The following is a 25,505-nucleotide window of genomic DNA, read 5'->3' as shown; positions in this document are numbered from 1 at the left end:
AGCGCCCTCGTGGCGGAGCCACGTGGGCGTTTCGGCAACGCCGCGAGCGCGCGTGCCAGGCGCCGCGCGGCAGGCAGGAATGGTCAGACAGGCCCTAGGGACGGCCCGCCGATCACGCGAGCGCGAGCGAGGGCGCGGGGCGGCGCCTGATCACCAGGGACATCAGGGCCGCCGCCGCGCACAGCGCGCCCGACGCGTACCAGACCACGTCGTACGAGCCGAACGCGTCCCGCGCGACACCGCCGAGGAAGGCGACCAGAGCCGCGCCGATCTGGTGGGAGGCGAGGACCCAGCCGAAGACGATGGCGCTGTCCTCGCCGTACTGCTCCCGGCACAGCGCGAGGGTGGGAGGCACGGTGGCCACCCAGTCCAGGCCGTAGAAGACGATGAAGAACACCATCGGCGGGTGCACGGACGGCGCCATCAGCATCGGCAGGAACAGGAGCGAGAGACCGCGCAGGGCGTAGTAGACGGCGAGCAGGCGGCGCGGTGAGAAGCGGTCGGTGAACCAGCCGGAGGCCACCGTGCCCAGCACGTCGAAGACCCCGATGACCGCGAGAAGCGAGGCCGCCGCGGTGATCGGCATGCCGTGGTCGTGGGCCGCCGGGACGAAGTGCGTCTGGACCAGGCCGTTGGTTGAGGCGCCGCAGATGGCGAAGGATCCGGCCAGCAGCCAGAACGGGCCCGTGCGCACCGCCGAGAGCAGGACGCCGACGGCGCGGCGGGCGGCGCCGCGCACGGGCGCCGGCCGGGGGACGAACTCCGTTGCCCCGTAGGGCGCGAGGCCCACGTCGGCCGGGTGGTCGCGCAGCAGCAGCCAGACGAAGGGGACGACCGCGAGGGCGGCGAGCGACACCGTCACCGAGGCCGGGCGCCAGCCGTGGTGCTCGACCATCCAGGACAGCACGGGCAGGAAGATCAGCTGGCCGGAGGCCGAGGCGGCCGTGAGGATGCCGCTGACCAGGCCGCGCCGCCCGGTGAACCAGCGGTTGGTGACCGTGGCCGCGAACGCCAGCGCCATCGAGCCCGTGCCGAGGCCCACGAGCAGGCCCCAGCAGAGCACGAGCTGCCAGGCCGCCGTCATCCACACGGTCGCGCCCGAGCCCACGGCGATCACCACGAGGGCCACCGCGACGACCCGGCGGATGCCGAAGCGGTCCATCAGGGCGGCGGCGAACGGCGAGGTCAGCCCGTACAGCGCGAGGTTGACGGAGACGGCGGCCCCGATCGTGCCCCGCGACCAGCCGAACTCCTGGTGCAGCGGGTCGATGAACAGTCCGGGCACGGACCGGAAGGCGGCGGCGCCGATGATCGTCACGAAGGTGACGGCGGCGACGAACCACGCCCGGTGCACACGGGTGGGCATCCGGCCGGGGGGTCGTACGGCGTCCGCGCGCGCGGATTCGGTCGTCTGGGTCACGTTGTCGAGGGTCCGACGCGACGGGCTGCCGATCGAGTGGCCCGAAGGACAGTGTTCGTTAGGATCGGGCCATGGCCCGATCCCCCGCGTCCGCCGTCCGGCCGCACCGCGTCGTCGTCCTCGCCCTCGACGGGCTGCTCCCCTTCGAGCTGGGCATCCCGCACCGGATCTTCGGCCGCCCCCGAGACGCCCAGGGGCAGCACCTCTACGAGGTCCTCACCTGCTCCGTCCGTCCGCCCGGCCCGGTCAGGACCGACGCCGACTTCGTCATCCACGTCGAGCACGGCCCCGAGGCCCTGGCCACCGCGGACACCGTCATCGTCCCCGCCTCCTACGAACTGGGGCCCGTCTTCGAGCAGGGCGTCCTCACGGAGGAGCTGGCCGCCGCCCTCGCGCACATCAGCCCCGGCACCCGGCTCGCCTCCATCTGCACCGGCTGCTACGTCCTGGCCGCCGCGGGCTATCTCGACGGGCGCCCAGCCACCACGCACTGGTACGACGCCGAGCACTTCCAGCGGCTCTTTCCGAGGATCCGGGTCGACGCGAACGTCCTGTTCGTCGACGACGGGGACGTCCTGACCTCCGCCGGGGTGGCCGCCGGGATCGATCTGTGCCTGCACATCCTGCGCCGCGACCACGGCACCGCGATCGCCAACGAGGTGGCCCGCCGCACGGTGGTCCCGCCGCACCGCGACGGCGGCCAGGCGCAGTACATCCACCGCCCCGTGCCGGACCCGCGGCTGGCCACCACGGGCGCGGCCCGCGCCTGGGCGCTCGGCCGGCTCCACGAGCCGATCCAGCTGCGCGACATGGCCCGGCAGGAGGCCATGTCCGTGCGCACCTTCACCCGCCGCTTCCGCGAGGAGTCCGGTGTCAGCCCCGGCCAGTGGCTGACCCGCCAGCGCGTCGAACGAGCCCGCCAGCTCCTGGAGTCCAGCGACCTGTCCGTCGACCAGGTCGCCAGGGACGCCGGGTTCGGTACGGCCCAGTCGATGCGGCAGCACCTCCAGAGCGCCCTCGGGGTCACCCCGACCGCGTACCGCAGGACGTTCCGCAGGGGCGCCGACTGAGCGGACGGCCGGGGCGCGGGGCTCAGGGCTTGAGGAAGGCGCGCAGGGTCTCCACCGCCAACTCGTCGGTCGCGGCACTGCGCCCGGAAAGGCGGTGCACGAGGATCCACCCCTGCGGAAAGGCACCGGCGAAGACGGACGCGTCGCGGGTCGCGCCGTTGTGGTACAGCAGATCCCCCGCCTTCTGCCAGGCCGGCGCAGGCTCGCCGAGCCTGCGGTCGACGAGCAGCTCGGTGACGAGGCGGGCGGTGGCCCGAGGGGTCGCCCACAGTCCGCCGGCGGGCAGGATCGCTCCCGTCATGGTCCAGGGACGCTTCGGCCGCCCGAGCAGCCCGCGACCGCACAGCCGCCGGTCGGGCGCAGGTTCGGAGGCGACGTCGGCGACGCCGAGCGGGTCGAGGACGTGGCGGTGCAGGAGTTCGGTGTACGGCGTGCGGGTCGCCGCGACCAGGGCGGCGCCCAGCACGGCGTATCCGAGGTTCGAGTACTCCTCGGCGCTGCCCGGGGCAGCCGTGGTCAGGGTGTCGAGGTGGCGTACGACCTCGTCCAGGGCTCCCGCGTCGAAGGCCGCGTAGGGGTCGCGCCCGCGGATACCTGGCGGCAGCCGGGGAAGGCCCGAGGTGTGCTCGGCGAGATGGCGCAGGGTGATGCCCGTGCCGCTGGGCGCCGGCAGGAACTTCTCCAGCGGGTCGTCGAGGTCCAGGACGCCGGCGGCGGCCAGGGCGGTCAGCACGGTCGCGGTGAGCGGCTTGGTCAGGGAGCCGATCTGCACGAACGCGTCCGGGTCGTGACCGTGGCGGACCAGGGGCGCCTGGAAGCTGCTGAGGACGCAGAGGGGGACGCGGATCACGGCGGCCTCAGCCGTGCGTCCGGGGCAGCGCGCAGGCCGCCGTACCGGCGGGCATGCGGTGCCGGTGGGCGGCCACCTGCCGGTAGACGAGACGAGCGGCCTGCCTGACGCCGGGGGCGCGCAGAAGCAGTCCCGCGGCCCGGTAGCGGCGGCGGGGGGAGGAGGAGAGGTACGCACCGAGCGCCTGCGCGCCGGAACTCACCGCGTCGGCCTCGCGCAGGACGAGGACCTCCCTGTCGAGGCGCTCGCGGTGCGGCCGGGTGATGTGGTCGGGCAGCGCCTGCCAGGGCGTGGCCCTCATCCGCGGTCTCGCGCCGCGGCGCAGGCGGGTGATGGTCGCCTGGCAGAATCCGCAGTCACCGTCGAAGGCCAGCGTGGGTGCGGCGGGGCTGTCGGCTGCAGAGGGGTCGGAGCGCACGGGCTTGTCCTTCGGTCCGTTGGTCCATGACGTGCGGGTTCGGGGGGGCGAGGGAGCCCGTCGGTCAGGCTCGGGCGAGCCAGAGTTCGAGGACGGCTTCCCGCTCGCGCGACCGGAGGATCCCGGCCGGCCGTGTCTGGTTCGCCCACCACTCGGTGATGACGGCGGGCGTGGCGGTGCCCTGGGTGAAGTGGCCGATCAACCGGCGGGAGAGGGCGATCTCGCGCGGGGAGTAGGCGACGGCCGCGCTGGAGTGGACGGGCGTGGTGACGGTGCCGTCGGGCGTGGTGATGGACACGGTCATCTCGGTGGGGCTGCCGGGCACCCACGCGTCCAGCGCCGCCGCGGCGAACGTCGCCGCGTGCAGCGCCCACCGCTGCACGGTGGAGCGCACCGGGACCTCGGTGACCTCGAGTTCGGTGACGTCGGACCAGGCGAAGGCGTGCGGGTCCGGGCCCTTGACCCGGGGCCCCGACGTCTCCAGGACCACCTCGGGGGCCGGTGCCGTCGTCGGCGCTCCGACGTACACGCCGTCCGCCGTGACCCAGAACAGCCCCACCGTGATGCCGTCGTCGCGTTCGTGGGGCGGGGTTGCTTCCATTGCCGTCCGTTCTCCTTCCGCTCGGGTCGGCCCGCCGCGACGGGCCGACCCGCTGAACCAGTGAGCTTGCCCGGCGCCCGGCCCCGACGCGCGGTTTCCGGCCAGGGGCACCGGGACGGCTACCCGGCCTCCTCCACGAGCGCGCCCTCGGCGGTGCGCCCCGTCGGACCGCCCTCACGCCGGGCCCGCCGGCGCAGCCGGACGGCCAGCTCGCTCACGATGGAGACGGCCTTGCCGAGTTCCCTGTCGAGGAAGACGAGGTCGCAGGCGATCATCGTCAGAGCGAAACCGGTGAGGCCCATGAACAGCGCGATGCCGAGGTGGAAGCTGATCGACATGGCGGCGGCCCAGGGACGCAGGGCGGGTACCAGCACGCCCAGCGGGAAGTACACGAGGAAGAAGACCGTGATGTAGGTCCCGGCCACGACCGCGAGGTCATGGTCGTAGACGAGGTGCGAGACACCGGGCAGCGTGAACTCCGGAACCCGCAGCACGTAGAACAGGGCGGTGCCGTCCTGCCACATCTGCCCCTGCACCTTGTACAGGCCGCTGACGACGTACACCAGGCACATCTGGGCCGCGATGGCCACAACGCCCAGATTGTGCAGGGGCGTCGTCAGTGATCGCAGGTGCGTCGGCAGGCGCCGGGCGACCTTGTCCGCGACGCCGGAGGGAAAGGAGAACCGGCTGTAGCAGCGTGTGGCCAGGAGCATCGGGATGACCAGGTAGGCGAGGTTGTCGCCGCCGTCGAGCAGCACCGGCTGACGTTCGTAGAGCGACCACAGGAACACCCAGTGGCAGGCGAGTCCGACGCGGCCACCGATACCCAGGGTCACCATCAGGGCGGTGATCAGGCCCAGATGGAAGATCAGCTGGAACCACGCCTCGGACGAACTCCAGGCGTACAGGCTGAAGGAGCCGTTCTCATGGACCTGGGACACGAAGTCGTGCCAGGGCAGGACGGCGTCAGGCCCGAAGAGGTAGTTCCTGTCGGCGTACTGGCTGACGTAGAACATCAGACCGACGAATCCCAGCACGGCACGGGTTCCGGACACACCGACCACGCCGAAGGGCACCGAAGCCCACCTGTCGAGCGCGGCGTTGAGCTTGTTCACCTGACCGCCTCCGCATTCCGCCACCGCAGGTCCTCGAAGCGGGTCGTTCCCTTGGCGAAGGGATTCCTGCGTTGCGACCAGGACGGCAGTGCGTGCACATAGATTCGCACCTGCACAGCGGAGGGCGAGCCGTCGCAGGTGTTTTGCAACTGGGACATCGAATACCGCGCCAGGAAGGTCTCCGCCTGGTTCCGCGCATTCCTCTCGTAGGGCAGGAGGGGCACCTGCCGCTTCTTCTTCTCCACTTCATTGCTTCGAAGTCGCGCCAGAACCGGATCGGGAGTGTCCAGCTGCGTGATGGTCCCACTCACGAGCCTGCTGATACGCGAGGGAAAGAACCGGTCATGCTGAACTCTCGCCACATAGGGACGAGTGACGTCGTAAAATCCGGTGACCTGTCCGTTTCCGCACCTGGCCCGCGCGAGAACTCCGCGGTCGTCCGACAGGGGGTCCGGGGCGAAAAGCATCCAGTTCTGCGACAGATAGGGCTCCGTCACCGAATTGACCTTGTCGTAGTAGCGGAGCTTGACGGGATTCAGCGGCGCCTGCGTCAGCGCCGCGACGGCGAGGTAGGCGCCCAGGAGGGCGGCCCCCGTCACGAGGACCGCCCTCCTGAGAACAACGTGCTCGGTCACTTGTCGAAGACCGTGTCAACCGCCTCGACCCCACCGACGCCCTTGGCGGGCGCCACATGGGTCCCGAAGAGGTCGTTGGCCACCTGACCCGCGGCCTTCGCCACGTGCGGGCAGGCCGCACGGCCGTGCACGACGGCCTTGCCCAGAAGGCTGCCCCAGCCGGCGGGCGCCTTCGCGGCGTCCGGCCGGACGACCGCCGGAGTGGAATCCGCCTTCGGCGCGGCGGCCTGCGCGGTTCCCTGCATGCTCAGCACGGCAGCGACACCACCTATGGCGACACCCGCCACGGCGAACAGCTTCTTCATCTTCTCTCCTTACGCCTGCTCGATTCAGGGCAGGCTTTGTCGATGCCCGGCACGTGCCGGGCAGCAGAAGAGGGATGGAGTACGGGCAGCGCGGAATCGCGCTGCCGATGCCGACGCCCACGGATCGAAAGCGCCGGACTCCCCCTGTCGGTCACGGGGGTGCCGCGGCATGTGGTCAGCATGCCGCCCTGGAAAAACCGGAATCCGGCCCTCCAGAAACATCCCCGTGAGACAGATACTCGCACACCCGGAGTCGACGTCTCCTGTCGTTATCGATCTTGTGCGACTGGAAACGACCAATACCCGCCAGGCGGAATCACCAGGACCGCTTCCGGATCGCAGCTTCACACCTGCGCAAACCCGGACAGGCCCGAGGCGCTCTCGATGATCATGGTCGTCCCACTTCCGGCGCCTCCCCGGGGAAGGGTTGGCCGAAACTGCTGTGTCCGTCGGCTACGGCTGGAAGGTGAGCACGGCCCGCGCCACCCTCCCCGCGTGGGCGTCCGCCGCCGCCTTCTCGAAGTCCTCCACCGGGTAGGTCGCCGTCACCAGGTCGTCCAGGAGCAGCCGGCCCTCGCGGTAGAGCCGGGCGTACAGCGCGATGTCCCGCTGGGGGCGTGAGGAGCCGTAGCGGCAGCCCAGGATGGACTTGTCCAGGTACAGGGACGAGACCAGGAACGTCGCCTCGGCCGTCGCCGGGGGCACCCCCAGCAGGATCGCCTGGCCGTGGCGGTCCAGGGAGTCGATCGCCGCGCGGATCAGCTCGACGCGGCCCACGCACTCGAAGGCGTGGTCGGCGCCGGACGGGAGCAGGTCCCTCACCCCGCCCGTCGAGGTGAGGAAGTCCGTGGCCCCGAACCGGCGTGCCACCCCCTCCTTGTCCGGGTTGGCGTCCACCGCCACGATCCGCGACGCCCCTGCGATGCGCGCGCCCTGGAGCACGTTGAGGCCGATCCCGCCGGTGCCGATGACGAGGACCGTGTCGCCCTGGTCCACCCGGGCGCGGTTCAGCACCGCGCCCACGCCGGTCAGCACGCCGCAGCCGATCAGCGCGGCCGACGTGAGGGGGATGTCCTCGGGGATGCGGACCGCCTGCACCGCCCTGACCACGGTCCGCCGCGCGAAAGCCGAGTTGGACGCGAATTGGTACACCGGGCGGCCGCCCCGCGTGAACGGCTGCCCGGGGCGGCCGATCGCCTGGCGGCACATCGTGGGCCGGCCCCGGTCGCACTCCGCGCACGCCCCGCAGTTCGCCAGGGTGGACAGCGCGACGTGGTCGCCCGGTCGGACGTGGGTCACGCCCTCGCCCACCGACTCCACCACGCCCGCGCCCTCGTGGCCGAGCACCACGGGGACCGGGAACGGGATGGTCCCGTCCACCACGGACAGGTCGCTGTGGCACAGCCCCGCCGCGCGGATCGAGACCCGCACCTCGCCGGCTCCCGGCTCCCGTACCTCCAGATCGTCCACCACCTGCGGCCGCGTGCCGTCGTAGAGGACTCCTGTGATCCCGCCTGTGACACCTGACATGGCAACTCCTCAGCCCTTGGGTCCCCTTGGTTCCTTCGGCAGGCCGAGCACCCGCTCGGCGACGATCGTGCGCTGGATCTCGTCCGAGCCGCCGTAGACGGTGTCGGCCCGGCTGAAGAGGAACAGGTGCTGGAGCGCGTCCAGTTCGTAGGGCGCGCGCGCCGACCAGTCGGCCGGACCCGTCGCGCCCGCCGCGCCCCGCACCCGCACGGCCAGTTCACCCAGGCGCTGGTGCCAGCCGCCCCACAGCAGCTTCGCGACACTGGGGGCGCCCGCGTCCGCCGCCTCGCCGCCCAGGGTGCGCAGCGCGTTCCAGCGCATCGTCCGCAGCTCGGCCCACTGGGTGACCAGCAGGTCCCGTACGACGGGATCGTCCACCGCGCCCGTCTCCCGTGCCGTGCGGATGACGTCGCCGAGCTCGCGGGCGAAGCCGATCTGCTGGGCCAGGGTGGAGACACCGCGCTCGAAGCCGAGCAGGCTCATCGCGACTCGCCAGCCGTTGCCCTCGCCCCCGACCACGTGCTCGGCGCGGGCCGTGGCGCCGTCGAAGAACACCTCGTTGAACTCGCTGGTCCCGGTGAGCTGGCGGATGGGGCGGACCTCGACGCGGCCCGGCTGGTCCATCGGCACGAGGAGGAACGTCAGCCCGTGGTGGCGGCGCGCCTCCCGGTCGGTGCGGGCCAGCACGAAGCACCAGTCGGCCTCGTGGGCCAGCGAGGTCCAGATCTTCTGGCCGGTGACGCGGTACGCGCCCGAGCCGCCCTCGCGCAGGGCGGTGGTGCGGATGCCGGCCAGGTCGGAGCCCGCGCCGGGCTCGCTGTAGCCCTGGCACCACAGCTCCTCGCCCCGGGCGACGGGGGGCAGGAAGCGGGCCTTCTGCTCGGGGGTGCCGTGGACGGCGAGGGTGGGGGCGAGGAGGTTCTCCCCGATGTGCCCGGAGCGCGGGGGCGCGCCGGAGCGGGCGTACTCCTCGGCCCAGGCGACCTGTTGGGTGAGGGTGGCCCGGCGGTTGCCGTGGCCGTCCTCGGGCCAGCCGAGGCCGATCCAACCGGCGGCGCCGAGCGTGCGCTCCCATGCGCGGCGGTCCGGGGCCTCCTGGCCCGCGAGCCGTGCCGTCAGCCAGGAGCGCGCCTCACGCCGGAACGCTTCGTCTTCCGGGCCGAACCCGAAGTCCATGTCTCCGCCTTGGGTTGGTGGGCAGGTGCGGGGTCACGCGTTGGGGCGCGCGCCCTCCCGGGCCGCCCGCTCCATCGCCTCCAGCTGCGTGAGCATCGGCATCGGGTCCGTGCCCACCGACGTGGGCAGGAACTCGGCGATCGACTCCGGTGTCCAGGAGTCCTGCGCGTACGCCGCCCTCAGCTCCCTGGGCTGGGCCCACACCGCGAGCTTGGGGCCCGCGATCGTGTACACCTGCCCGGTGATGCGGGCCCGGCGGGCGTGGTCCGAGAGGAGGTAGACCACCAGGGCGGCCACGTCACGCGGTTCGCCGATCTCCTTCAGCTCCAGGGGGACGTTCGCCGACATGCGCGTACGGGCCACGGGTGCCACCGCGTTGGCCGTCACCCCGTACTTGTGCAGCCCGAGCGCGGCGCTGCGGACGAGGGAGATGACGCCGCCCTTGGCCGCGCTGTAGTTCGCCTGCGCGACCGAGCCCTGGTGGTTGCCGCTGGTGAAGCCGATCAGCGTGCCCGAGCGCTGGGCGCGCATGACCGCCGACGCGGCGCGGAACACCGTGAACGTGCCCTTGAGATGGGTGGCGACGACCGGGTCCCACTCCTCCTCGGTCATGTTGAACAGCATCCGTTCGCGCAGGATGCCCGCCACGCACACCACGCCGTCCAGTCGGCCGTAGGCGGCCAGGGCCTCGTCCACGACACGCTGCCCGCCGGCCATGGTCGAGATGTCGTCGGCGACCGCGACGGCCTCCTGGCCCGCGGCCTGGATCTCCTTGACGACGGCCTCGGCGATCTCGCTCGTGGGTGAGGCGCCCTCCATCGACACCCCGTAGTCGTTGACGACGACCCGCGCGCCCTCGGCCGCCGCGGCCAGCGCGACCGCGCGCCCGATGCCACGGCCGGCTCCGGTCACGGCGATGACCTTGCCCGTCAAGAAGTTCCCCATGCTCGGCCCCTCCCAGATTTTCTGACGGTTCGTTAGATTGACGGTTCGTTAGATTCTATGACTCGCCGCACGCGCGGAGACAAGCCCCGGGGAGGACTCATGTCGCTGCCTGCCGAGTTCCACGAGATCGCCGCGCGCGTGAACAACTGGGGGCGCTGGGGCCGGGACGACGAGATCGGGACCCTGAACCTGATCACCGACGAGGTGGTGCGCCAGGCGGTGGGCTGCGTGCGCAGCGGGCGGCGCGTCCCGCTCGCCCTGCCGCTCACCCGGGACGGGGTGCAGACCGGGATGATCCCCGGGCGGGTCGACCCGCTCCACGTGATGGTGCAGATCAACCAGGAGATCTTCGGCCCGGGCACCGTGGCGTGCAGCGACGACGCCGTGACGATGGGCCTCCAGTGCGCCACCCACTGGGACGCGCTGACCCATGTCTCGCACTCCGGGAGGCTCTACAACGGGCGCCCGGCCGACACGATCACCCCCCATGACGGCGCCCGTTTCGCGGGGATCGACAAGTCCCGGCACATCGTCTCGCGCGGAGTGCTGCTCGACGTGCCCCGCGCGCTCGGGGTGGCGCGCCTGGAGGGCGGGCACGCCGTGACCCCCGAGGACCTTCAGGCGGCCGAGGATCTCGCCGGGACGCGGGTGCGCGCCGGTGACGTCGTGCTCGTGCGGACGGGGCAGATCCAGGCCGCCCTCGCGGGCGACAAGCACGCGTACGGGTATCCGTCGCCGGGGCTGTCCGTGCGCACCCCCGAGTGGTTCCACGCGCGCGACGTGGCGGCGGTCGCGAACGACACGCTCACCTTCGAGATCTTCCCTCCCGAGATCGAGGATCTGTGGCTGCCCGTGCACGCCCTCGACCTTGTGGAGATGGGGATGCTCCAGGGGCAGAACTGGAATCTCGAAGAGTTGTCCACAGCCTGTGGAGAAGAAGGCCGCTACAGCTTCCTGCTGTCGGCCATGCCCGAACCGTTCGTCGGCGGCACGGGGACTCCGGTGGCACCGGTGGCCGTCCTCTGAGCGCGTACGCGAGGCGTGCGCGGCAGGGCGGTATGGCGCGGCACGGCGCGGTGCGGCACGGCGACACCGTCGAGGGCTCCCGTCACCGGAGCCCTCGGCGCCTCCTCGCGGCGAATCCGCCGCATACGAGCGTGAAGAAGCGGACACCCGGCGTCAACGGCACTTCAGGGGTTTCCTCACGTACTTCCCTTTTGTGCGGGACGCGCGCGGAAGCGCGTGCCGGCGCGGGGCCACCACGGGAGCGCCCGCGAGCGGCCCTCAGAGCGCCCCGAGCGCGAACTCCGCCGTCACCGTGTCGGCCCCGTACACCGAGGCCTTGCCGGTGACCGACGCGACCGACGCCGCGCAGCGGTCCAGTTCGCACCAGATGCGCTTGCCCACGCCCTCCTGGTCCCAGCCCCACCGGTCCGCGAGCCCGTCCACCAGCTCCAGACCGCGGCCGCCCGTCTCCTCGCCCGAGGCGTGCCGGGGCTGGGGCGGTCGGGCGCTGGCGTCGGCGACCTCCAGGCGGACCATGCCGGCCACGGCGCCCGAGGGGTCGTCCCGCACCCCCGTCAGCAGCAGCCGCAGCACGGCGGGGCACCCGGTGTGCACCACCGCGTTGGTGACCAGCTCCGAGACGAGCAGGATCAGCGTCTCGGCGAGCGGCTCGTCGTCCGCTATGCCCGACCCGGCGAGCCGGGAGCGGGTCCATCGGCGAGCCCGGCCCACTTCCGCGGGGTCGGGCCGGATCTCCAGCTGCACTTGAAGCACCTGCACCGCTCACACCATCCGAACCGGCGGGCACATCGCCTCGCGCCTCGCAAGGGCCACGATCGTGGTCACTTTCTGCATGGCAGGAACCAGGATCACGGACCGTGATTCCCTCGCCCGACAGCATGGTTGACGTACAGTCACCCCAACAAGCGCTTCGGGCATATTCCAGCGCGAAGGAGTACCTGTGCGGCATACTGTGCGACGCTTGCCGTGACGAGTCGAACAGGCGGGCGCGACCGCACGCCCGGCCTCCGGAGCCGTGCGCATCACCGGATCCGGCGCCACCACTGGGGTCACACCGGGGTGAATCGGACTCGGTACCGCTCGCATCCCACACAAGGTACCGGAGCCGCCCGCCGACTCCAGTCCGTGACAAGTCACGCGTAGGACACAACCCGGTATCAACGCACCGTGACGCGAGAGCGCCACAATCAGCGACATTCCCGGCGGTCGCCCCACGCCCCGGGTCGGCCCGAGCGCCGCAAAGCGCCTGCCCAGGGGCCCGCGCGCACGTCGGGCGGCGGCGCGGGGGCACCGCCTACCCGGCCTCCGTGAGCAGCTCCGCCGCCAGCAGTTCCTCACTGTGCGTACTCTCCCCCGTGCGCTGTGTCCTCACCCATGCCCGCTTCAGGAACAGGTGCACGTCCGACTCCCAGGTGAAGCCCATGCCGCCGTGCACCTGCAGGCAGTCGCGGGCGCCGCGCACGGCCGCCTCGTCGGCGAGCAGGCGGGCGGCGGCGATGTCCAGGGGATCGGCCGTGACGGCGGCGGCGTAGACCGCGACCCGGGCCGTCTCCACGCGCACCAGGCTCTGCGCGCAGAGGTGCTTGACCGCCTGGAAGGCCCCGATCGGCCGCCCGAACTGCTCCCGCGTCCGCGCGTACGCCACCGCCGCCTCGCAGACGCGGGCCGCGCCGCCGAGTTGTTCGGCGGCGGTGAGCAGCACCCCGACCGGGTCGGCTGTGCCACCGCCCGAAACGCCGGGCGTGTCGCCCACCCGAGCACGCGCTACCCCGGGCGCGGGCGCGCTCCCGTGCGGCGTCGGGACCCCGGACGCGGTCCCGGGCGCGGATGCGGTCCCGGCCCCGTACACGCTCCCGGGCGGGACCGGGGGCAGGCGGTGCAGTGGGGTCAGGGGGTCCACGGAGGTCAGGGGGGCCGCGCCGGAGGCATCCCCCAGCACGGTGTCCGCCGCCTCCAGCCACTCCACGAGCCCGCCGGGGCAGACGGCCGTGACCACCGCCTCGCCGGTCGCCGCGCCCGCCACCCGCCCCGCCGCGAGGTGCGTGGCCACCAGCGGCCCGGGCAGCAGTACCCGGCCCGCCTCCTCGAAGGCGAGCACCGCCTCGGGCAGCCCGAGGCCCACCCCGCCCTCCGCCTCCGGCAGGCGGAGCGCGAAGAAGCCCGCCGCGCCCAGCTCACGCCACAGCGCGCGGTCGAGCACGCCGGGCCGGGCGACGGCGGCGCGCAGCTCGCCCGCGCCGAAGCGGCCGCTGAGCAGGTCCCGCACCCCGGCCTTGAGCGCCTTCTGATCGTCGGTGAGTTGGAAGCGCACCGTCCCGTCACCGTCCCTTCGGCAGGCCCAGAATCCGCTCGGCCACGATGTTGTGCTGGATCTGCGAGGTGCCGGCCGCGATGGTGTACGACAGCGACGACAGCCGGTCCAGCACCCAGGGCCGGCCGAGATCGAGGGACGCGGCGCCCAGTACCTCGGCGGCGGTGTCGTAGAGCTCCTGGCGGGCGTGCGAGTAGCGCAGCTTGAAGACCGAGCCGCCCACGCCCGGCACGCCCCCCGTCCGCTCCGCCTCGCTCACGTTCCACTGGGTGAGCCGCCACAGCGCGCGGAACTCGGCGTGGAGCCGGCCCAGTCTCCTGCGCAGCGACGTGTCGTCCCAGCGGCCGTTGCGGCGGGCCTCGCGGGCCAGTTCGCCAAGGACGCGGCGGCAGGCCACCACCTCGCCGACGAACGCCGTGCCGCGCTCGAAGGAGAGGGTCACCATGGTCACGCGCCAGCCGTCGTTCTCCGCCCCGACCCGGTTGGCCACCGGCACCCGCACCTCGTCGAGGAACACCTGCGCGAACTCGGTGGAGCCGGCGAGCGTGCGCAGCGGGCGCACGGTGACGCCGGGCGCGTCCATGGGCAGCGCGAGCCAGGTGATGCCCCGGTGCTTGGGCGCGTCCGGGTCCGTGCGCACGAGCAGTTCGCACCAGTCGGCGACCTCGGCGTGCGAGGTCCAGATCTTGGCGCCGCTGACCACGTAGTCGTCGCCGTCCCGCCACGCGCGGGTGCGCAGCGAGGCGAGGTCCGAGCCGGCGTCCGGTTCGCTGAACCCCTGGCACCAGACCTCCTCGCCGCGCAGGACGGGCGGCAGCCAGCGCGCCCGCTGGGCGGGAGTGCCCTCGGCGGCGATGGTGGGGCCCGCGTGCAGCAGGCCCACGAAGTTCGCGCCGACGTAGGGCGCCCCCGCCCGCTCGGCCTCCTCCAGGAAGATCAGATGCTGGGTGGGGGTGGCGCCGCGCCCGCCGGCGTCCGCGGGCCAGTGCAGGCCCGCGTAGCCGGCGTCGTGGAGCATCCGCTGCCAGCCGAGGTCGTAGGCGCGCCTGCCCGGCCAGTCGTCGGGGGACGGCTTCGGCGGGAGGGCCGGCAGCGCCTTGGCGAGCCACTCCCGCAACCGTGCCCGGAAGTCCTGCTCCTCGGGCGTGTACGTGAGGTCCACTACCGGTCCAGGTCGAGTCCGAGCATGCGGATCGCGTTGCCGCGCATCAGCTTGTGCACGGTCTCGTCGTCCAGGCCCTTGACGTGGTCGAGGGCGACCTCCTTGGTGTGCGGGAAGGTCGAGTCGACGTGCGGGTAGTCGGTCTCGAAGGTGGCGTTGTCGCGGCCGACGGTGTCGAGGGACGCGATGCCGTGCTTGTCGCGGAAGAAGCAGCAGTAGATCTGCCGGTAGTAGTACGTCGACGGGGGCTCGGGGATCAGGTCGCGCACACCGCCCCAGGCCCGGTGCTCCTGCCAGACGTCGTCGGCGCGCTCCAGGGCGTACGGGATCCAGCCCATCTGCCCTTCGGAGTAGGCCAGGGTGAGGCGCGGGAACCGCACCAGCACCCCGCTGAACAGGAAGTCCATCATCGAGGCCATGGCGTTGTTGAAGGAGAGCGAGGCCTGCACGGCGGGTGGGGCGTCCGGGGAGGCGGCGGGCATCTGGGACGACGATCCGATGTGCATGTTGACGACGGTGCCGGTGTCCTCGCAGGCGGCGAAGAAGGGGTCCCAGTGGCGGGAGTGGATGGAGGGCAGTCCGAGGTGGGTGGGGATCTCGGAGAAGGTCACCGCCCGTACGCCCCGCGCGGCGTTGCGCCGGATCTCGGTCACCGCGAGGTCGATGTCCCACAGGGGGATCAGGCACAGCGGGATCAGCCGGCCGCCGCTGTCGCCGCACCACTCCTCGACCATCCAGTCGTTGTACGCGCGGACGCAGGCCAGAGCCACTTCCTTGTCGTGCGCCTCGGCGAAGGTCTGGCCGCAGAAACGCGGGAAGGTGGGGAAGCAGAGGCTGCCCTCGACGTGGTTGAGGTCCATGTCCTTCAGCCGCTCGACCGGGTCCCAGCAGCCGGGGCGCATCTCCTCGCGGGTGATGCCCTCCAGGGTCATCTCGTCGCGGTCGAAGCCGACGGCCGCGATGTTGCGCTTGTACGGGAACTTCAGGTCCTCGTAGAGCCACCAGTCGGTCGCGGGGCCGTCCGGGTCCATGGTGATCTGGTACTTGCCGCCGACGTAGGCGAGTTCGCCGATCCCCGCGGTGAGCGGCCTGGGGCCGCGGTCCCGGTACTTCCTCGGCAGCCAGGTGTCGAAGAGGTGCGCGGGTTCGATCACGTGGTCGTCGACGCTGATGATGCGGGGCAGTTCGGTCATGAGCTCCAGTCCCCTTCGGTCCCCTCCGTCTGACGCGTCCCGATCTGATGACCCGTCAGATTTTCCTCATGGGCAGGTTAGTCCCGCACCCCTGGACCGACAAGGCGGGGCGCCCTACGCTCTGCGCACGATCTGACTAACCGTCAGTTCCGTGGGACGCGCGCCGGACGTCCCTGAGGCACAGGGAGCCGCCGTGAACGACACCGCACACGCGCTGGGCACCTCCCGGACGCTCTGGGAGCTGGTCGAACGCCGTGCCGCCCTCACCCCCGACCGGGCCGTCCTCCTGCAGGGCGACCGCTCGCTGAGCTTCGGAGCGCTGCGCGAGCGGGCGGAGCGGGTGGCGGCGGGGCTGTACGGCATGGGGGTACGGCCCGGCACGGTCGTCGCCTGGCAGTTGCCCACCCGTATCGAGACGGCGCTGCTGTCCTTCGCGCTCGCCCGCCTCGGCGCCGTGCAGACACCGGTCATCCCCTTCTACCGGGACCACGAGGTCGGCTTCGCGCTGCGCGGCGCGAAGGCGGAGTTCTTCGCGGTGCCGGGCACCTGGCGCGGCCACGACTTCGCGGCGATGGCGCGGCGGCTCGACGCGACGGGGGTCTTCGAGGTGTACGACGGCGACGCCCTGCCCGACGGCGACCCGGCCGTGCTGCCCGGGCCGCCCACCGAGGGCACCGCGGTCCGCTGGATCTACTGGACCTCGGGGACGACCTCCGACCCCAAGGGCGTGCTGCACACGGACCGTTCACTGATCGCGGGCGGCTCCTGCCTCGCGCACGCCCTCCACCTCTCGCCCGACGACGTGGGCTCCATCGCCTTCCCGTACGCCCATATCGGCGGCCCCGACTACACCGTGATGCTGCTGCTGTACGGGTTCCCGGCGGTGATGTTCGAGCAGTTCGCGCTGCCGGAGGCGCTGGAGGAGTACCGCAGGCACGGGGTGACGGTGGCCGGCGGTTCCACGGCGTTCTACTCGATGTTCCTGGCGGAGCAGCGCAGGCGGCCGGGCACGAGGCTGATCCCGAGCCTGCGGCTGCTGGCGGGCGGGGGCGCGCCGAAGCCGCCCGAGCTCTACCACCGGGTCGTCGACGAGATGGGCGTGCGGCTGACGCACGGCTATGGCATGACCGAGGTGCCGATGATCACCATGGGGTCGCCGGACGACTCCGACGAGAACCTGGCGACCACCGAGGGGCGGCCTCCCGCGTCGATGGAGATACGGATCGTGGACGGGGAGGTGCGGCTGCGGGGGGAGGCCGTCTGCCGGGGCTACCTGGACCCGGCGCAGACGGCCGAGGCCTTCGACGCGGACGGCTTCCTCATCACCGGCGACCTCGGCCGGCTCACCCCCGACGGCCATCTGGTGCTCACCGGGCGCCTCAAGGACGTCATCATCCGCAAGGGCGAGAACATCTCCGCGAAGGAGATCGAGGACCTGCTGCACGGCCATCCCGGCGTCGCGGACGTCGCGGTGATCGGGCTGCCGGACGAGGAGCGCGGCGAGCGGGTCTGCGCGGTGATCGAGCGGGCGCCGGGCACCCCGGCGCCGACCCTGGCCGCCGTGACCGCGCACCTGCGAGGCCGGGGGCTCTCCGTGCACAAGCTGCCCGAGCAGGTGGAGGTGGTGGACGCCCTTCCGCGGGGCGAGACCCTGCGGAAGGTGCTCAAGTACAAGCTGCGCGAACGCTACGCGGCGGCCGTCACTCCGGAACCGTGAAGTAGCGCGCGACCGCGGCCACGATCTCGCCCTCGCCCACCTTGCCGTCGCCGTCCACGTCGAGCGAGGCGGTCACCGTCCGCGCGATGTCCTCGTGCACGCCGAGGGCCCGCAGGACCCGGACGGTCTCCTCGACCGTGGCCGTGCCGTCGTGGTCGCCGTCCGCCACGGCGAGCGCGGCGTGCAGGAAGGGGCGGGCGATCTCCGCGAACCGCTCGGGGTTGTCGCGCAGCCGCTTGACCGCGCCGCCGATGAACTCCTCACGGGTGATGCGCTGGTCCCCGTCCCGGTCCGCGATCCCTGCCATGCCCTGCCAGAAGGCCTCGCCTCCGGCGTACAGGGCCTGTCCGCGCTCGGAACGGGCCGCGGTGCCGAACTCGGTGAGGACGGCCTTGGCCGCGATGTTGAAGTCCTCGCGGTCGATGTAGCCGCTGCCGTCCTGGTCGAAGGTGGCGAACCGGGCGGCGATCCTGCGCTCGTACTCGGTACTGACCATGTGTTCTGGGGCCGCCTTACATCACATCGGGGGTGTATCGGCACGGAGCGTACGACGCTCCGGTTGTCGGAGGAGGCGAAAAGCGTCGCTTGTACCAAGATCGCAGGAATTTTGGGACAACAGTGTGGCGCGGTCACGACGGCGACACGCCGAGGCACGCCCCGACGGACGCGCGCGCGGCGCGCGGGAAGCCCACGTGAGGCCACCTACCGGTACGGAGTCACGCCGAGAGCGGTCGCGCCTCGTCGTCCGTGGCGGAGTCCACGTCCCGGTGCACCTCGAACAGCCGCCGTACCCCGAGCGCGGCGAGCACCCGGTTGACGTGGGAGCCCTCGGCTCCGCCCCGTCCCGGCAGTATCAGCCGCAGCCGCCCCTGGCAGGACCGGATCAGCCGCCGCGTGGCGATGAGCACACCGACCCCGCTGGAGTCGCAGAAGAAGACCTCGGACAGGTCGAGGACGACCTGGTGGCGTCCGTCGGCCACCGCGTCGTGCACCCGCTGCCGCAGCACCGGGGACGTCACGAGGTCCAGTTCGCCCGACACCTCGAGCACCGCCCAGTCGCCACGCTCCCAGAAGGACACTTCGAGCGTCACCGCCACGCCTCCCGTCTGCCTGCACAACCGTACTGGAACCGGAAGCGCTCGCTTCGCTTCCTTCAGGCGCGACTGCCCCGACCCTTTTCCATGAAACCCCGGAGCGCCGATCGAAAGCGTGCCGCGAACGAGCCAATTCGTTCAGTGATGGTCTTATTTCAACAAGTCTGATCATCAACAGGCGGGGTATGCGCCCACCCGGCCACCGGACCCGCACATCCGGAACCACCGACTACCTTCGAGGAGACCAGGGCTGAGGGGGGCCGCATGGCGCAGAAGGACGCACCGCCCCGGTGGGACCACGGGGTGCGGCGGCGGCTCGCCCGGGGCGAGGCGGCGGCGCTCGGCGAGTGCTACGACCGGTTCGCCCCGCTCGTGCACGGACTGGCCCACCGCGTGCTCGGCGAGGAGGAAGCGGCCGACTCCATCACGCGGGAGGTGTTCGCCCGCCTCTGGGAGGACCCCGGATCCTACGACCCGCGGCGGGGCTCCCTGCGGTCCTGGCTCGCCCTGCGCACCCACCTGCTCGCCGTCGAGCGGCTGCGCGCCACCGAGACCGCGGCACTGCGCCCGGGCGGCGGGCGGACGCGGCAGGAGGTGGAGCGCACGGTGCGCGGCGCGTCGGTCGCCGCCCGCGCCGACCGCATCGTCACCTCGATGCCCCCCGCGCTGCGCGACGCGCTCGAGCGCGCCTACTTCCAGCGCCGGGACCACCACCAGACCGCGGCCGACCTCGGCATCACCCCGGACGAGGCCCGCAGCCGCCTCCGCCTGGGCCTGCACCTGCTGTCCGCGGCCCTGGAGACGGACTCCCCCGGCACCCTCCCGCCCGAGGCGGAGGCCGGCTGGTGAGCGCCTCGGAGCGCTCCGACGCGCACGACGGCGCACCCCGGATCCCGCCGCCGCGCCCCTCCGTCGAGGACACCGGGCTGCCCCTGCCCGATCTCGATCCCGCCCCGGCCGCGCCGCTCCCGCACGCGCCCACGCACGAGGTGCTGAGGTCGCTGCTGGGGGCCTGGGCGCTCACCGCCTGCACGCCCGAGGAGACGGCGGCCGTCGAAGCGCACCTCGGGGGCTGCGGCCCGTGCGCCGACGAGGCACGGCGACTGCGCGCGGCGGTGCGGCTGCTGCACCGCCCGGACAGCCTCGATCTCGACCCGGGCCTGCGCGCCCGCGTCCTCGCGAGCTGCCTCGACCGGCGCCCGCCCCGCGTTCCGGTGCCCGGCTGGGCCGCCCCGTACGACGCCGAGGCCGCGCGCCTGGACGCCCTGCTCGACGACATAGGCACCGCCGAGTGGCACGCGCCGGTGCGCCTGCGCTGGTTCGACGGGACGGCACCGGCCGACCGCCGTACGACCGTCGCCGGGGTGATCGCCCATCTGCTGTCCGTCGACGGGCTGGTGGCCGTGGCACTGGGGCTCGACGACCCGCTCGGCCGGGCGGACGGCGGCGAGGGCACGCCGCAGACCCGTACCGAGGCGTACTGGCGCGCCTCGCGCTTCCCGCCCACCCGTGCCGTACGCGTTCCCTGGCGGGAGCAGAGCCGCGAGCTGGTGCGGGCCCTGTCCCTCCTACCTGCGGACGCCGACGGACCCGGCGGCGGGGGCGGCCCCGGCTCCGCGGTCTCGGTGTCGTACGGCGGGTTCGGGTTGCCGCTGCGGGACGCGATGCTCGACCGCGCCTTCGAGTGCTGGGTGCACGCGGAGGACATCGCGCGCGCCGTCCACTACCCCTACGAGCCGCCTGCCCCGCGACATCTGCACCAGCTGATCGATCTGGGGGCGCGGCTGCTCCCCGTCGCCCTGCGGGCACGACGCGGCGCGGGGCTCGCCGCGCCCGGCGACCGGGCGGGCCGGGCCCTGCGCCTGCAGATCGAGGGCTCGGGCGGCGGCCAGTGGCTGATCCCCCTCGACTCTCCCGACGGCACGGACGTCGCCACCGGGCCCGAGGTGGCGCATCTCGCGCTCGACGGGGTGGAGTTCTGCCGACTGGCCGCGGGCCATGTGCCGCCCGAGGAAGCGGCAACCGGGCAGACCGGCGACCGGGAGGCGATCAGGGACGTGCTGTTCGCGGCGGCGTCGCTGAGCCGGATGTAGCCGGGAAGAGAAGCCCGCGGGGCCTCCGGGACCGCCGGGACCGCCGGGACCTCCGGGACCGCCGAGGCCTCAGGCGAAGACGACCGTGCGCCGGCCGTTCAGCAGGATCCGGCGTTCGGCGTGCCACTTGACCGCGCGGGCGAGGGCCTGGCACTCCACGTCCCGGCCGACCGCCACCAGTTGGTCGGGGGTCACGTCATGGCCCACCCGCTCGACCTCCTGCTCGATGATCGGGCCCTCGTCCAGGTCGGCCGTGACGTAGTGCGCGGTGGCGCCGATCAGCTTCACACCGCGGTCGTGGGCCTGGTGGTACGGCTTGGCGCCCTTGAAGCTCGGCAGGAAGGAGTGGTGGATGTTGATGATCCGGCCGCTGAGCTGCTTGCACAGGTCGTCCGAGAGCACCTGCATGTAGCGGGCCAGCACCACCAGTTCGACAGCCAGGTCCTGGACCAGTTCGAGGACCTGGGCCTCGGCCTCCGCCTTGGTGTCCCTGGTCACCGGGATGTGGTGGAAGGGGATGCCGTACGAGCCCACGAGCTCGGCGAAGTCGGTGTGGTTGGACACGACCGCCGCGATCTCCACGGGCAGGGCGCCGGTCCGGGCCCGGAAGAGCAGGTCGTTCAGGCAGTGCCCGAACTTGCTGACCATCAGGACGACCCGCATCCTCTCGTCGGCCCGGTGGATCTGCCAGTCCATGTGGAAGGAGTCGCCGATCGCGGCGAAGCTCGCCCGCAGCTTGTCGACGGTCACGGGGGCGTCGGCGGAGAAGTGGACCCGCATGAAGAACAGACCCGTGTCGTGGTCCCCGAACTGCTGACTGTCCTCGATGTTGCAGCCGGTCATGAAGAGGTAGCTCGACACGGCGTGCACGATGCCCTGCTTGTCCGGGCAGGAGAGGGTGAGGACGTACTGCTCGGCGGGGGCCGCGGCCCGGGTGGACTGCTCACTCATGCAGGCCAGGGTCTCACGAGCACGGGCTCGGGCGGACGCGCGTCCCGCCACCCGGACGGGTCGGGTCCCCGGCCCCTACGCGGTCCGGGTGAGGATCCGCAGCACCTCGAGGGTGCGCGGCGGCGCCTCGGGGTCCTCGCCGTCGCTCACCGCGAGCCGCGTGTGGGCGTCACGGGCCGCCCGCACGGCGTCGGGCCACCCCTCGTGGTCGAGGTAGGCCTGCACCGGAGCGTCCGGACCGACCTGGTGCATGATCCGCAGCACCCGCAGCACGGCGGTGTCGACGAGCGCGGCCTCCTGCGAGTCGCGGAAGATCGTGCCGACGTACTTCTCGGCGGACCAGCTGTCCAGCCAGGTGTCCTCGACCAGGCGGTAGACGGCGTCGGTGACGTCACCGTACCCGTCGACCCCGGCGAGCCAGACGTCCCGCTGGAACGCGGGATCGGAGAGCATGTGCAGCGCGGAACGCACGTTGCTGCGCCAGCGCCACCACGGCATGTCGTTGAGCGGCATGCCGCCCATGGTGGATGAGCGACGGCCACGACGGGAAGAGGTCTCCGAACCTTGCACAGTCACCGATCGTACGTTCCGGGGGAAACCCCCCGGCGGTGTCCCCCCGCAATTCACCCCCATGTCACCTCCTGTTACCCATGGGTCACTCGCGGGTTAGCGATGTGGCGGAATCGTGCGGGTCCATGACCGGCAGGCGACGCACCACCAGCACCTCCAGCACTTCTTCCCTCCGCCCCCGAGTTCCCGGCTCCCGAAGCGGCGGCGGCACGGCCCGCCGCGTCAGGTCCGCGCTGCTGACCGTGGGGGCCCTGGTGGCGTGCTCGTCGCTCACCGCCGCCTGCGGAGTGGTCCCCGGTCTGTCCGGGGACTCCTCGGACGACTCCATCACCGTGATGACCTGGGCGCCCGAGAACACCTCCGCGACCAACGAGCCGGGCGTTCCGGCCATGGCGAAGGCGTACGCGCGCTGGATCAACGCGGGCGGCGGGATCGGCGGCCGCAAGCTCAACGTGCTGACCTGCAACGACCGCAACGACTCGATCGAGGCCACGAAGTGCGCCCGGCGGGCCGTGAAGGAGAACGCCGTCGCGGTCGTCGGCTCCTACAGCCAGTTCGCGAGCTCCTTCATGTCCCCGCTGGAGGCGGCGGGCATCCCCTTCATCGGCGGCTACGGGCTGACCGACGACGAGTTCAAGAGCATCCTCTCCTACCCCATCAACGGCGGTCAGCCCGCGCTGCTCGCCGGACTCGGTGAGGAACTGGGCAAGACCTGCGGTCCCGTCGCCCTGGTACGTCCGGACACCATCGCCGGTGACGCGCTCCCCCTTCTGCTGAACTCGGGGCTCAAGGCGGGCGGGCACCCGGCGGCGGCCGACGTGCGCGCCGTCGAGGACGCCACGGCGTTCGACCCGCAGGCCGAGCAGGCGCTGCGCGGCGCGACGCGGGATCCGCTGCTGAAGGGGTGCGTGGTGCCGGCGCTCGACGAGCGCACCGGCACGTTCATGGACTCCTTCCGCCGGCTGAGCGAGGAGTTCCCGGCGGTGCGCACCGCGTCCGTCCTCGGCAGCGTCGACCAGTCGGTCGTGGACTCCTCGGGCGGTGCGTCGGGGCCGTACGAGGGGGCGTACGTCACCAGCTGGTACCCGGCGGCGTCCGACCGGCGCTGGGACCCGATGAAGAAGGTCATCCGCGAGCAGGCCTTCGGCGACAACCGGATCGATCCGGCGGACGCGGGGGTGCAGACGACGTGGATCGCGTACACCGTGCTCAGGAAGGTCGTCGAGTCGCTCGGGGGCGGGGAGGTGTCCGCGCGGACGATCCGCTACGCGCTGGAGCACGGGCTCACGGTGGGCACCGGGGGGCTGACGCCGCCGCTGCGGTGGCGGTCGCAGGACATGACGGCCGTGGTGGATTATCCGCGGCTGGTCAACACGGACGTGACGTTCCAGGCGGTGCGTGGGGGGCGGCTGGTTGCCGCGCGTGAGGGGTTTGTGAATGTGGCCAGGACGCTGGAGAGCACGGTGACGGGCTGAGGGCGGGTTCTGCGCAGTTCCCCGCGCCCCTGTCGGGGGGCGTCCGGTCCGTCTGCGGGTGCGGGTTCGCGTGAGGTTCGCGCAGTTCCCCGCGCCCCTGATTCGGGGGGCTGCCGGTCGTGGGTGAACTGCGGGTCCGACGTGGGGTTTGCGCAGTTCCCCGCGCCCCTGGGAGCTGCGGGTTCGCGTGGGGATTTGCGCGGTTCCCGGCGCTCCTGCCGGGGGCGGGTCTGTTACAGCTGGGTCGGTTGGCGTGGGGTGAGGTTGTACTTGGACGCTATCGCGTTCCACAGCTGGGCCGCCCTGGCCTTCTGGGCGCTGGCCGTGCCGCTGGCGCGGTTGCCCCCCGCGGTCTGCGGTGTGTTGCGCGCGTGGCCCTTGTGGCACGCCTTCTTGTTGCCCGCGACCTGGTCCGCCCACGCCGCGTAGTGCGTGTCGGCGGACGCGGACGCCTGCCACGCGCTGTTGAGGGCGTTGGTCAGCGCGTCGTGGTCGGGAAGCTTGTCGACGCTGAGCGCCGCGAGCCGCTTCACGAGCTCCCCCCGCTGCGTGGCGGCGTTCCGCAGGTCCGTGGCCGCCTGCCCGAGGTTCTGGCAGGTCTTGACGTCGGCGACAGCACTGATCACCGTGCCCCGGCTGTTGCCGCTGTCGGCGAGGAGCTTGTCGAGCGCGACGGCCTGCTGCTGAGCCGGATCGGCGGCGGCCGGGCCCGAGGACTTCGCGGCCGGTGCGGTGGCAGAGACGTTCCTGCTGGCGTCGCTCTTGTCATCGCCCCCGCCGCCGCCCCCGCTGAGCAGCGCGCCCGCTCCGATGCCGAGGACGACGATGCCCACCCCGACGGCGGCTATGAGCGGCACCTTCGAGCGGCTCCGGCCGCCCGCGTCGTCGTGGCCCCCGTCGTCGTAGCGCCCCGGTCCCCGCGGCGGCGCCTCGACGCGCGGCAGGTGCTGGGTGGAGCCATGGCCGGCCGCGTCGTGGCGGAAGAGGTTGTCGAACTCCGCGGGGGTCCCGTACGGCGCGGGGCCGGACTGCCCGGTCACCGGGGGCAGGTACTGCGTGGCCTCGGCGTTGGGGTCGGAGGCGGGCGGCAGCGGAGCGGCGGCCCCGTGCCCCACGGCCCGTCCGAGGTAGCGCGTGGCGTCGTCCGCCGGGGCCTCCGGCGGGAGGGCTCCGGGGCCCGCGGGCGGGGTGTACCGGGGTGTGCCCTGGCCCGAGGGGACGGGCGGCAGGTACTGCGTCGCGCCCTCGTCGGGCCCGGCGGTGACCGGCGGTATGTACTGGGTGGCGCCCTCGTCGGCGGCGGGCGGCAGCGGCTGGGCCCCGGTGCCATACCCCTGGCCCTGGCCCGCTCCTTGCGCCCCGCTCCAGCCGGCGTGCGTGTCCGGGGAGTCCCAGGACTGCTGGGGCTGCTGGGGCTGCTGGGGCGCCGGGGTCTGCTGAGGTGCCCACCCCTGGCCCGTGTCGCCGCCCCAGGTCTGGGCGGGGGGCGGCGGCGCCTGGTCCTGCTGTGCGGGACCCCAGGGCTGGCCCCAGGTCTGGCCGCCGGCCGGCGCGGTGCCCGAGTGCGTGTCGTGGTTGCCCGCCGGGTAGGCGGCACCGCTCACCCCACCGGTACGGCCGGGCAGCAAGGGCTCACCCCCGTCGGAGGGCAGCACGATGCCTTCGCGCGCGGGTCGCGCCGAGGGCTCCTCGCCCTGTCCACTCTGCGTCACCGGGACTCCTACGAATGGGGGACCTTCGGAATCGTCGGCTCACGCTACCGGGTCCCCGGAGCCCCATGCCATGCAGCACAGGGCGTGACCTCGCCCCCGTGTGACGGTCGTAACAAAACCCCGGCTCGCGGCGCTG

The 25,505-nt window shown here is 72.6% G+C and carries 25 protein-coding genes; 6 read left to right on the top strand and 19 right to left on the bottom strand.

Annotated features, from left to right (window positions below; all coding sequences use genetic code 11):
* Positions 1–112: 112 nt before the first annotated feature.
* On the bottom strand, positions 113–1,420 hold the full coding sequence (locus tag AB0C59_RS19305; RefSeq protein ID WP_363006034.1) for an MFS transporter: 1,308 nt from the start codon (positions 1,418–1,420) through the stop codon (positions 113–115).
* Positions 1,421–1,491: 71 nt separating this feature from the next.
* On the opposite strand from AB0C59_RS19305, the gene AB0C59_RS19300 reads away from it, so the two are divergent.
* On the top strand, positions 1,492–2,490 hold the full coding sequence (locus tag AB0C59_RS19300; protein WP_363006032.1) for a helix-turn-helix domain-containing protein: 999 nt from the start codon (positions 1,492–1,494) through the stop codon (positions 2,488–2,490).
* Positions 2,491–2,512: 22 nt separating this feature from the next.
* Here the strand turns inward: AB0C59_RS19300 and AB0C59_RS19295 are convergent, their stop codons facing one another.
* The 9 genes from AB0C59_RS19295 to AB0C59_RS19255 form a co-directional block, all read right to left on the bottom strand.
* A complete protein-coding gene (locus tag AB0C59_RS19295; protein WP_363006030.1) occupies positions 2,513–3,340 on the bottom strand; it encodes a serine hydrolase in 828 nt (275 codons plus the stop codon).
* A gap of 7 nt (positions 3,341–3,347) precedes the next feature.
* Positions 3,348–3,758: a DCC1-like thiol-disulfide oxidoreductase family protein gene (locus AB0C59_RS19290; RefSeq protein WP_363006028.1), complete on the bottom strand. Its 411-nt coding sequence runs from the start codon at positions 3,756–3,758 to the stop codon at positions 3,348–3,350.
* Between the two features lie 64 nt (positions 3,759–3,822).
* Positions 3,823–4,359 carry a hypothetical protein gene (locus tag AB0C59_RS19285; protein ID WP_363006026.1) on the bottom strand — a complete coding sequence of 179 codons (537 nt, stop codon included), beginning with the start codon at positions 4,357–4,359 and terminating at the stop codon, positions 3,823–3,825.
* Between the two features lie 119 nt (positions 4,360–4,478).
* Entirely contained in the window at positions 4,479–5,474 is a 996-nt protein-coding gene (locus tag AB0C59_RS19280; protein ID WP_363006024.1) for an HTTM domain-containing protein, read from the bottom strand.
* Positions 5,471–6,109, bottom strand: coding sequence for a DUF5819 family protein (locus AB0C59_RS19275; protein WP_363006022.1), 639 nt, complete (start codon positions 6,107–6,109; stop codon positions 5,471–5,473). The genes AB0C59_RS19280 and AB0C59_RS19275 overlap by 4 nt, the downstream gene beginning before the upstream one ends.
* On the bottom strand, positions 6,106–6,414 hold the full coding sequence (locus AB0C59_RS19270; RefSeq protein ID WP_363006020.1) for a hypothetical protein: 309 nt from the start codon (positions 6,412–6,414) through the stop codon (positions 6,106–6,108). Before AB0C59_RS19270 ends, AB0C59_RS19275 begins: the two co-directional genes overlap by 4 nt.
* 453 nt (positions 6,415–6,867) lie before the next feature.
* On the bottom strand, positions 6,868–7,923 hold the full coding sequence (locus AB0C59_RS19265) for a Zn-dependent alcohol dehydrogenase (RefSeq protein ID WP_363006108.1): 1,056 nt from the start codon (positions 7,921–7,923) through the stop codon (positions 6,868–6,870).
* A 30-nt stretch (positions 7,924–7,953) separates the two neighbouring features.
* The gene (locus AB0C59_RS19260) at positions 7,954–9,120 is read right to left on the bottom strand and encodes an acyl-CoA dehydrogenase family protein (RefSeq protein WP_363006018.1); all 1,167 of its coding nucleotides are present in this window, start codon (positions 9,118–9,120) and stop codon (positions 7,954–7,956) included.
* Positions 9,121–9,153: 33 nt separating this feature from the next.
* Positions 9,154–10,065 (bottom strand): SDR family NAD(P)-dependent oxidoreductase, encoded by a 912-nt coding sequence (locus AB0C59_RS19255; protein ID WP_363006016.1) that lies wholly within the window; start codon positions 10,063–10,065, stop codon positions 9,154–9,156.
* Positions 10,066–10,164: 99 nt separating this feature from the next.
* On the opposite strand from AB0C59_RS19255, the gene AB0C59_RS19250 reads away from it, so the two are divergent.
* Positions 10,165–11,091 carry a cyclase family protein gene (locus AB0C59_RS19250; protein WP_363006014.1) on the top strand — a complete coding sequence of 309 codons (927 nt, stop codon included), beginning with the start codon at positions 10,165–10,167 and terminating at the stop codon, positions 11,089–11,091.
* Between the two features lie 258 nt (positions 11,092–11,349).
* Here the strand turns inward: AB0C59_RS19250 and AB0C59_RS19245 are convergent, their stop codons facing one another.
* From AB0C59_RS19245 to AB0C59_RS19230, 4 genes are all read right to left on the bottom strand, one after another.
* Positions 11,350–11,850: an ATP-binding protein gene (locus AB0C59_RS19245; protein ID WP_363006012.1), complete on the bottom strand. Its 501-nt coding sequence runs from the start codon at positions 11,848–11,850 to the stop codon at positions 11,350–11,352.
* A gap of 535 nt (positions 11,851–12,385) precedes the next feature.
* Complete coding sequence (locus AB0C59_RS19240; protein WP_363006010.1) at positions 12,386–13,402, bottom strand: acyl-CoA dehydrogenase family protein; 1,017 nt, start codon at positions 13,400–13,402, stop codon at positions 12,386–12,388.
* A 7-nt stretch (positions 13,403–13,409) separates the two neighbouring features.
* Entirely contained in the window at positions 13,410–14,564 is a 1,155-nt protein-coding gene (locus AB0C59_RS19235; RefSeq protein ID WP_363006008.1) for an acyl-CoA dehydrogenase, read from the bottom strand.
* The gene (locus AB0C59_RS19230; protein ID WP_363006006.1) at positions 14,564–15,757 is read right to left on the bottom strand and encodes an amidohydrolase family protein; all 1,194 of its coding nucleotides are present in this window, start codon (positions 15,755–15,757) and stop codon (positions 14,564–14,566) included. The genes AB0C59_RS19235 and AB0C59_RS19230 overlap by 1 nt, the downstream gene beginning before the upstream one ends.
* 193 nt (positions 15,758–15,950) lie before the next feature.
* Between AB0C59_RS19230 and AB0C59_RS19225 the strand changes: the two genes are divergently transcribed.
* A complete protein-coding gene (locus AB0C59_RS19225) occupies positions 15,951–17,474 on the top strand; it encodes an AMP-binding protein (RefSeq protein WP_363006004.1) in 1,524 nt (507 codons plus the stop codon).
* Here the strand turns inward: AB0C59_RS19225 and AB0C59_RS19220 are convergent.
* A complete protein-coding gene (locus AB0C59_RS19220; RefSeq protein WP_363006002.1) occupies positions 17,458–17,970 on the bottom strand; it encodes an EF-hand domain-containing protein in 513 nt (170 codons plus the stop codon). The two genes, AB0C59_RS19225 and AB0C59_RS19220, sit on opposite strands and share 17 nt — an antisense overlap.
* Positions 17,971–18,190: 220 nt before the next feature.
* Entirely contained in the window at positions 18,191–18,571 is a 381-nt protein-coding gene (locus tag AB0C59_RS19215) for an STAS domain-containing protein (protein ID WP_363006000.1), read from the bottom strand.
* Positions 18,572–18,832: 261 nt separating this feature from the next.
* On the opposite strand from AB0C59_RS19215, the gene AB0C59_RS19210 reads away from it, so the two are divergent.
* Both AB0C59_RS19210 and AB0C59_RS19205 read left to right on the top strand, forming a co-directional pair.
* Entirely contained in the window at positions 18,833–19,417 is a 585-nt protein-coding gene (locus tag AB0C59_RS19210) for a sigma factor (RefSeq protein ID WP_363005998.1), read from the top strand.
* Complete coding sequence (locus tag AB0C59_RS19205; protein ID WP_363005996.1) at positions 19,414–20,661, top strand: zf-HC2 domain-containing protein; 1,248 nt, start codon at positions 19,414–19,416, stop codon at positions 20,659–20,661. The genes AB0C59_RS19210 and AB0C59_RS19205 overlap by 4 nt, the downstream gene beginning before the upstream one ends.
* Before the next feature lie 69 nt (positions 20,662–20,730).
* Here the strand turns inward: AB0C59_RS19205 and purU are convergent, their stop codons facing one another.
* A complete protein-coding gene (gene purU, locus AB0C59_RS19200; protein WP_363005994.1) occupies positions 20,731–21,612 on the bottom strand; it encodes a formyltetrahydrofolate deformylase in 882 nt (293 codons plus the stop codon).
* Positions 21,613–21,687: 75 nt separating this feature from the next.
* Positions 21,688–22,188, bottom strand: a complete 501-nt coding sequence (locus AB0C59_RS19195) for a hypothetical protein (protein ID WP_363005992.1) — start codon at positions 22,186–22,188, stop codon at positions 21,688–21,690.
* Positions 22,189–22,307: 119 nt separating this feature from the next.
* On the opposite strand from AB0C59_RS19195, the gene AB0C59_RS19190 reads away from it, so the two are divergent.
* Positions 22,308–23,657, top strand: a complete 1,350-nt coding sequence (locus AB0C59_RS19190) for an ABC transporter substrate-binding protein (RefSeq protein WP_363005990.1) — start codon at positions 22,308–22,310, stop codon at positions 23,655–23,657.
* Positions 23,658–23,890: 233 nt separating this feature from the next.
* Here AB0C59_RS19190 and AB0C59_RS19185 read toward each other — a convergent pair whose 3' ends face one another.
* Positions 23,891–25,369: a hypothetical protein gene (locus tag AB0C59_RS19185; protein ID WP_363005988.1), complete on the bottom strand. Its 1,479-nt coding sequence runs from the start codon at positions 25,367–25,369 to the stop codon at positions 23,891–23,893.
* Positions 25,370–25,505 lie beyond the last annotated feature (136 nt).

Source organism: Streptomyces sp. NPDC048664, assembly GCF_040650555.1.
In the GTDB taxonomy this organism is placed as follows: domain Bacteria; phylum Actinomycetota; class Actinomycetes; order Streptomycetales; family Streptomycetaceae; genus Streptomyces.
This window is presented reverse-complemented; position numbering and strand designations above follow the sequence as displayed.

Bases quoted from the DNA above. Each gene is read 5' to 3' on its own strand.
- AB0C59_RS19300 (WP_363006032.1), top strand. From the start codon at position 1,492: ATGGCCCGATCCCCCGCGTCCGCCGTCCGGCCGCACCGCGTCGTCGTC.
- AB0C59_RS19285 (WP_363006026.1), bottom strand. From the start codon at position 4,359: ATGGAAGCAACCCCGCCCCACGAACGCGACGACGGCATCACGGTGGGG.
- AB0C59_RS19270 (WP_363006020.1), bottom strand. From the start codon at position 6,414: ATGAAGAAGCTGTTCGCCGTGGCGGGTGTCGCCATAGGTGGTGTCGCT.
- AB0C59_RS19260 (WP_363006018.1), bottom strand. From the start codon at position 9,120: ATGGACTTCGGGTTCGGCCCGGAAGACGAAGCGTTCCGGCGTGAGGCG.
- AB0C59_RS19255 (WP_363006016.1), bottom strand. From the start codon at position 10,065: ATGGGGAACTTCTTGACGGGCAAGGTCATCGCCGTGACCGGAGCCGGC.
- AB0C59_RS19250 (WP_363006014.1), top strand. From the start codon at position 10,165: ATGTCGCTGCCTGCCGAGTTCCACGAGATCGCCGCGCGCGTGAACAAC.
- AB0C59_RS19230 (WP_363006006.1), bottom strand. From the start codon at position 15,757: ATGACCGAACTGCCCCGCATCATCAGCGTCGACGACCACGTGATCGAA.
- AB0C59_RS19220 (WP_363006002.1), bottom strand. From the start codon at position 17,970: ATGGTCAGTACCGAGTACGAGCGCAGGATCGCCGCCCGGTTCGCCACC.
- AB0C59_RS19210 (WP_363005998.1), top strand. From the start codon at position 18,833: ATGGCGCAGAAGGACGCACCGCCCCGGTGGGACCACGGGGTGCGGCGG.
- purU (WP_363005994.1), bottom strand. From the start codon at position 21,612: ATGAGTGAGCAGTCCACCCGGGCCGCGGCCCCCGCCGAGCAGTACGTC.
- AB0C59_RS19190 (WP_363005990.1), top strand. From the start codon at position 22,308: ATGACCGGCAGGCGACGCACCACCAGCACCTCCAGCACTTCTTCCCTC.